This window comes from Mesorhizobium sp. M7A.F.Ca.CA.004.04.2.1, from assembly GCF_004022825.1.
Classification (GTDB): Bacteria; Pseudomonadota; Alphaproteobacteria; order Rhizobiales; family Rhizobiaceae; genus Mesorhizobium.
Window position 1 is genome coordinate 1 of record NZ_RZPH01000312.1, and the last position, 5802, is coordinate 5802.

8 protein-coding genes and 1 pseudogene are annotated in these 5802 nt (G+C 63.4%); all 9 read right to left on the bottom strand.

Going from position 1 to position 5802, the window contains the following annotated elements:
• Window positions 1–160 (bottom strand): annotated as a pseudogene (locus EN893_RS39255) (arsenate reductase); the annotation flags it as partial.
• Window positions 157–846: an MIP/aquaporin family protein gene (locus tag EN893_RS15620; protein WP_128361631.1), complete on the bottom strand. Its 690-nt coding sequence runs from the start codon at window positions 844–846 to the stop codon at window positions 157–159. The pseudogene EN893_RS39255 and the gene EN893_RS15620, both read right to left, overlap by 4 nt.
• Window positions 847–851: 5 nt before the next feature.
• Window positions 852–1358, bottom strand: coding sequence for an arsenate reductase ArsC (locus EN893_RS15625; RefSeq protein WP_127270862.1), 507 nt, complete (start codon window positions 1356–1358; stop codon window positions 852–854).
• Window positions 1359–1374: 16 nt separating this feature from the next.
• A complete protein-coding gene (locus EN893_RS15630) occupies window positions 1375–1707 on the bottom strand; it encodes a metalloregulator ArsR/SmtB family transcription factor (RefSeq protein ID WP_127270864.1) in 333 nt (110 codons plus the stop codon).
• A 65-nt stretch (window positions 1708–1772) separates the two neighbouring features.
• Window positions 1773–2471 carry an RES family NAD+ phosphorylase gene (locus EN893_RS15635; RefSeq protein WP_127272117.1) on the bottom strand — a complete coding sequence of 233 codons (699 nt, stop codon included), beginning with the start codon at window positions 2469–2471 and terminating at the stop codon, window positions 1773–1775.
• Window positions 2465–2887 carry an MbcA/ParS/Xre antitoxin family protein gene (locus EN893_RS15640; protein ID WP_127271235.1) on the bottom strand — a complete coding sequence of 141 codons (423 nt, stop codon included), beginning with the start codon at window positions 2885–2887 and terminating at the stop codon, window positions 2465–2467. Before EN893_RS15640 ends, EN893_RS15635 begins: the two co-directional genes overlap by 7 nt.
• Before the next feature lie 370 nt (window positions 2888–3257).
• Entirely contained in the window at window positions 3258–4691 is a 1434-nt protein-coding gene (locus EN893_RS15650) for an aldehyde dehydrogenase family protein (RefSeq protein ID WP_127272119.1), read from the bottom strand.
• Between the two features lie 161 nt (window positions 4692–4852).
• Window positions 4853–5236 carry an ACT domain-containing protein gene (locus EN893_RS15655; RefSeq protein WP_127268885.1) on the bottom strand — a complete coding sequence of 128 codons (384 nt, stop codon included), beginning with the start codon at window positions 5234–5236 and terminating at the stop codon, window positions 4853–4855.
• 15 nt (window positions 5237–5251) lie between these two features.
• On the bottom strand, window positions 5252–5802 hold a 551-nt coding region (locus tag EN893_RS15660; protein ID WP_245490842.1), incomplete at its 5' end, for a GNAT family N-acetyltransferase.

The following is a 5802-nucleotide window of genomic DNA, read 5'->3' on the forward strand; positions in this document are numbered from 1 at the left end:
GCATCATGCCCATCGCGGCAATCAACTCGACCAGCCTTTCGCGCGACGGTGGCGTCTTCAGATATTCGATCACCTCCGGCTCTTCGCCGGACTGGCGGATCATGGCCAGCGTATTGCGCGAGGTGCCGCAATCGGGGTTGTGGTAGATGGTGACGGTCATTCGGCAGCCTTCATCTGTCTTGTTGATTTCGCTTCGGCGAGCAGCCAGCCCGCCAGGGCCATGGCCAGCAGCGCCCCCAGCAATTCGGCGGCTATGAAGCCCGGCAGGTCGACCGGACGGATGCCAGAAAACGTGTCGGAAAAGGCGCGGGCGATCGCGACAGCCGGGGTGGCGAAGGAGGTCGAGGCCGTGAACCAGTAGGCGGCGGTGATGTACAGCCCGACAAGCCACGGGATCGCGTCGGAGCGGAAGCGCAAGCCTGCCAGGATGGTGAACACAAGGCCGAAGGCGGCGACTGCCTCCGCGAGCCATTGCCCGGTTCCGGTCCGCACCGTCGCTGAGGCCTGCAGGATAGGCAGTTCGAACATGGCATGGGCCAGAAACGTCCCGGCAATGCCGCCCACGACCTGGGCGGTGACATAGGCAAGCGCCGCGTTCGCCTCGATCTCGCGGCGAAGCGCGAACACCAGCGTAACGGCCGGATTAAAGTGCGCCCCTGAGATCGGTCCCAGTATCGTGATCAGCACGACGAGGATCGCCCCGGTCGGCAGCGTGTTGCCGAGCAGCGAAACGGCGACGTCGTGTGTCAGCCGGGCGGCCATGATGCCGGAGCCGACCACGGTCGCGACGAGCAGCGCGGTTCCCAAGGCTTCCGCGACGATGCGGCGTGGCAGGTCGTTCGCCACGAGCTTCAGCCGGCCTTCGGCAGGTTGCGGCCGATTTCATCCAGCCGCTTCTGCAGGGCAAGCTTGTCGACCATGCTCATCGGCAGGCTGATGAAGATCGAAATCCGGTTGTTGAGCATGCGATAGGCTTCGGCAAAGGCCAGATGTTTTTCGGCATCGGTGCCCTCCGCGTCAGCCGGATCAGGCACGCCCCAATGTGCGGTCATCGGCTGTCCTGGCCAGACAGGGCACGATTCATTGGCGGCGTTGTCGCAGACCGTGAAAACGAAATTCATCTCCGGCGCACCGGGAACCGCGAATTCTTCCCAGTCCTTCGAACGGGCAAAGGACGTGTCGTAATTGAGGTTCTTCAGAAGCTGGAGCGTGTAGGGATGCACCGCCCCTTTGGGATGCGACCCGGCCGAATAGGCCTTGAACTTGCCGGCGCCAATACGATTGAGAATCGCCTCTGCGATGATCGACCTCGCCGAATTGCCGGTGCAGAGGAAAAGAACGTTGTACGGTTCGCTCATGGTGCATGCCTCCCTTCTAGCATTTGCAGGTTACCGCCTGGATCACGGGCTGGCAGAGCTCCGGCGCGCCATTGCAGCAATCTTCCATCAGATAGGCCAGCAGGTCGCGCAGGCCGGTCATGTCGGCGACATAGCGCACGGTCCTTCCGTCGCGTTCGGGACGGATCAGCCCGGCATGGGCGAGCACCTTCAGATGCGCCGACATGGTGTTCTGGACCGTGTCCAGCCTCGTGGCGATCTCGCCCGCCGGAATGCCTTCCGGACCGGCACGCACGAGCAGCCGGAAGACATCCAGCCGCGTCTCCTGGCCAAGTGCGGCCAGCGCGTTCAAAGTGCTTTTCTTATCCATATATCCGAATCCTTGGATTTATGGATATCGGCTTCCCAGCGATCTGTAAAGCGTGTCCGCCGCCATCATGTGACGGCAAGCACCTTTCCCGTATCGTGCTGGCGCACGAAGTCCACGCGGGCGCCGTCCCAATGGTAGCTGTAGTGGCGACCCTGCACTGGAATGGTAATGACATCGGGCCAGAAGATGCCGATGCAGCCGCCGCCCGGCATGCGCACGCTGTTCCACACCAGTCCGTCGCTGCCTCCTGCCCGCAGCGCCCGCCCTTCCGCCTGCGAGGCGGAATAGTCGTCCGGGTCGAGCACGCCGGGCACGGCGTTGACGTCATCGAGGTCGCGGTCGACGCTGCCGATCAGCACGCGGAAATCCGCCGTCCAGCCCGGCCCCTCGTTGGTGGCGCGCATGAATTTCTGATGATGGTGGATGGTTTCGGCCAGAGCGACGTCCTCACTGTCGCCGGCATAGTAGATGCCGTAGCTGCCATCCGAGAAGCGGCCTGGCCTCAGCGTCGAGCAGTGCACGAAGGGCGCCATCACGAAGCTGGCGCCGGGGCCGGAAACCCGCCTTGCGGCCGACACCTTGCCGAGGTCGCCGATCTCGAACCTTATGCGCGGGTTGGTCTTCGCCTCGACCGAGGCCAGCGCCTCCCAGTCGCGCGGGTCGGCAATGTCCTCGAACAGGTCGATGGGCGGATGGATGGAGCGGATGATGCGGAAGGTCTGGGGCCAGTCAACGCGGCGCCTGACCGCAAGTCCACTCACCATGCGCCACGCTCCGCATCGAGCCATTCGCGCATCGCCGAGAGATCGGAGATTTCGCCGCGCAGCATCAGGTCGAGGGCCGACTGGCCGCCGAAGGTGGCATTGGGCTTGCGGATCCAGGCGTAGCCGCGTGCCGGCTCCGTGAACAGATAGCGCAGGCCCTTATGGATGCCCATCAGATGCGCCATGCGGGTGCGCAGGTCGCGGTCGATCCTGCCGACGCCGCCTTCTTTCGCCCCAGTCTTCCAACGCGCCCAGGTCCGGGCCGACATGCCGCCGAGCAGGATGCAGGCCTCCAGGTCAGTGAGGTTCCAGGCCTTGAACAGATTAACCGTGGTGCGCGCCAGCGCGCCGGCCTCGTCATCCGATATGACGCTGCCAACCGTGGCCGGTGTCGTGACAATGGACTGAAGCTGCATTTTGTTGCCTCGCTATTGGCAGATATATAGCATGAATTTGCCAATTGGCAAGGAGATCAGCAAGGCAGGGCCATCGCTTTCAGGCCAATGACGGCTTCCGTCTTGTGAAGGCCACCAATCGCCAAAGTCGGCGCCGCCCCTCATCCGCCTGCCGGCACCTTCTCCCCGGATAGTGACGGGGAGAAGGTAGCTGGCCGCATCGCTGGCGCCTATTCTGCAACATTGGAGATTGGCGAAACCGTCCATGACGGCGTCTTTCTCCCCGTCACTATACGGGGAGAAATGCCCGGCAGGGCAATGAGGGCCGGCGCTGACCTCGGCGATACCGGACGGACAGCGCGCCACATATCGTGGCGCGCCCTGACCAATTTTACTCCGCCGCCTCATACCCCGCGATGCCCTTGATCTCCAAAAAATCCTCGAGCCCGTATTCGGCATATTCGCGGCCATTGCCCGACTGCTTGTAGCCGCCGAACGGCAGGCCGGCGTCCCACTGGGGATAGTTGATGTAGACATTGCCGGTGCGCATGCGCGCCGCCACTTCGCGCGCCTTCTTCATGTCCTTGGCCTGGATGTAGGAGGCGAGGCCATAGACGGTGTCGTTGGCGGTCTCGACCACCTCGTCGACGCTGTCGTAGGGCATGATCGCCAGCACCGGCCCAAAGATCTCCTCGCGCGCGATGCGCATGTCGTGGGTGACGTCGGCGAACACCGTCGGCCTGACGTAATAGCCGCGGTTGAGTTCGGCCGGACGGCCGGGGCCGCCGGCGACCAGCGTCGCACCTTCATCGATGCCGGCCTGGATCAGGTCCTGGATCTTGTCGAACTGGATCTGGCTGACGACCGGGCCAAGCTTGGTGCCGGCAGCGTCGGCGGGGCCGACGGTGAACTTTTCCGCCGCGGCCTTGGCATAGCCGGCCGCCTCGTCATGGCGGTCGCGCGGCACGAACATGCGCGTCGGCGCGTTGCAGGACTGGCCGCTGTTGCTGAAGCAGCCGGCGACGCCCTTGCTGACGGCGCTTGCGAGGTCGACATCCCCGAACAGGATGTTGGCCGACTTGCCGCCAAGCTCCTGATGCACGCGCTTGACCGTGTCGGCGGCGGCCTTGGCCACCAGGATGCCGGCACGGGTTGAACCGGTGAACGACATCATGTCGATGTCGGGGTGGCTGGACAGCGCCTGGCCGACGCCCGGTCCGTCGCCATTGACGAGGTTGAAGACACCCTTCGGCACGCCGGCCTCGTCGAGGATTTCGGCGAAGATGATGGCGTCGAGCGGCGCGATCTCGGAGGGCTTCAGCACCATCGTGCAGCCGGCGGCAAGCGCCGGGCCGACCTTGCAGGTGATCTGGTTGAGCGGCCAGTTCCACGGCGTGATCAGCCCGACGACGCCGATCGGCTCCTTGACCACCAGATGGTTGCCCTTGACGTGGCGGAATTCGAAAGTCTTCAGCACGTCGGCCATCTTCTGCAGATGCGCAAGACCGATGCCGACCTGGCTGTCCAACGCCATCTGGCGCGGCGCGCCCATCTCGCGTGACACAGCGACGGCAAGATCGCCACTGCGCTTCTTGTAGACCGCGATGATGCGGTTCAACAGGTCGAGCCGCTCGCCAACCTCGGTGAAACCAAAGCTGTTGAAGGCGCGCTTGGCGGCGGCCACCGCTTTGTCGACATCGGCCTTGGAGCCGAGCGAAATCTGCGCAAAGGCGTCCTCATTCGAGGGATCGATGACATCGAAAGCGTTGGGCACAACAGGATCGACCCACGCGCCATCGATATAGAACTGCAGATTGTGTGACATGGTTTTCTCCTTGACCGCATCGTCGCGCCGGGCCGTCATATCTGGCTGGAGATAACGATGCACAAACGCCGCTGTCAAACGCAACCCCCGAAGTGGTTGAGCCAGTGCGGCAGTGATTGAGCCAGAGCGTTCGGGTCAGCAACCGGCTTGGTGAGGATGGACTACAGCAAGATATGCCCGGCCTCGACCAGAAATCGCCTCGCCGCAGCCTGATCCGTCGCTTTCACCAACAGATGGTCGCCATCGAAAGTGGACACCACGAAGATGCCCAGCCCGTTTTCCGACAACGGCCTGATGACCGACAACACGATACCGGTTTCGTCGAAGGCAAACGGCCCCTGGAGCTTGAAGGCCACCCAGTCACCGTCCTGCCTGACACTATCCGGCACACGATCCTGCAGGCAAACGATCGAAAGCTCGTCGTCAGTCCTTGTGATGCTGACGAAGCCTGGCCCGTCCGCCCAACCGGGGATGGTCTCCCCCGCCGCCAGCCGGGCAACCGCGTGAAACCCTGGGAGTTGTTTGAGCCTGACGCAGATGGCCATTGTCGAACCCCTCCCTCAGATCGCCGGTGATCCCGCCAGCTTCTTGCTCATGTGGACCGTCATACCGTTCATGAAAGGCTCTTCCCTATCGATGACATAGCCATACCTTTTGTACAGCGACACATTCGCCTCGAAGGCGCCATTGGTCAGCAGGCGAAGCTCGAGGCGGCCCGCTTCGACCGCCTTGCGCTCGGCCAGTTCCAGCAACAGCCGGCCGATCCCCCTGCCCTGCGCATCCGGTGCCACACAGACATTCTCGATCCACAGGTGACCGTCAGCCAGCACGGTTTCGATCATCCCGACGATCCGATCATCCTCGACGGCGAGATCGAACGGATGCTCGGCAACGGCCTTGTCGTAGTCGGTGCGCATCGGCAGCGGCTCGCGGCCGATCACCGGCACCCATTTGACATAGGCGGCACGAACGATATCCCGGATCGCGGCGGCGTCAGCAGGCACGGCCGGCCGAAGCCGGATGGAAGAATTGTTGGTCATCAAAGTGCTCCAGACATGAAAAACCCCGCCGGCGGTGTCGCGGGCGGGGCTGGAAACGAACGAACCGGGTC

What these genes read in the sequence shown, in the direction of transcription:
- EN893_RS15625 (WP_127270862.1), bottom strand. Translation starts at nt 1,358, where the DNA reads ATGAGCGAACCGTACAACGTTCTTTTCCTCTGCACCGGCAATTCGGCG.
- EN893_RS15630 (WP_127270864.1), bottom strand. Translation starts at nt 1,707, where the DNA reads ATGGATAAGAAAAGCACTTTGAACGCGCTGGCCGCACTTGGCCAGGAG.
- EN893_RS15635 (WP_127272117.1), bottom strand. Translation starts at nt 2,471, where the DNA reads ATGGTGAGTGGACTTGCGGTCAGGCGCCGCGTTGACTGGCCCCAGACC.
- EN893_RS15640 (WP_127271235.1), bottom strand. Translation starts at nt 2,887, where the DNA reads ATGCAGCTTCAGTCCATTGTCACGACACCGGCCACGGTTGGCAGCGTC.
- EN893_RS15650 (WP_127272119.1), bottom strand. Translation starts at nt 4,691, where the DNA reads ATGTCACACAATCTGCAGTTCTATATCGATGGCGCGTGGGTCGATCCT.
- EN893_RS15655 (WP_127268885.1), bottom strand. Translation starts at nt 5,236, where the DNA reads ATGGCCATCTGCGTCAGGCTCAAACAACTCCCAGGGTTTCACGCGGTT.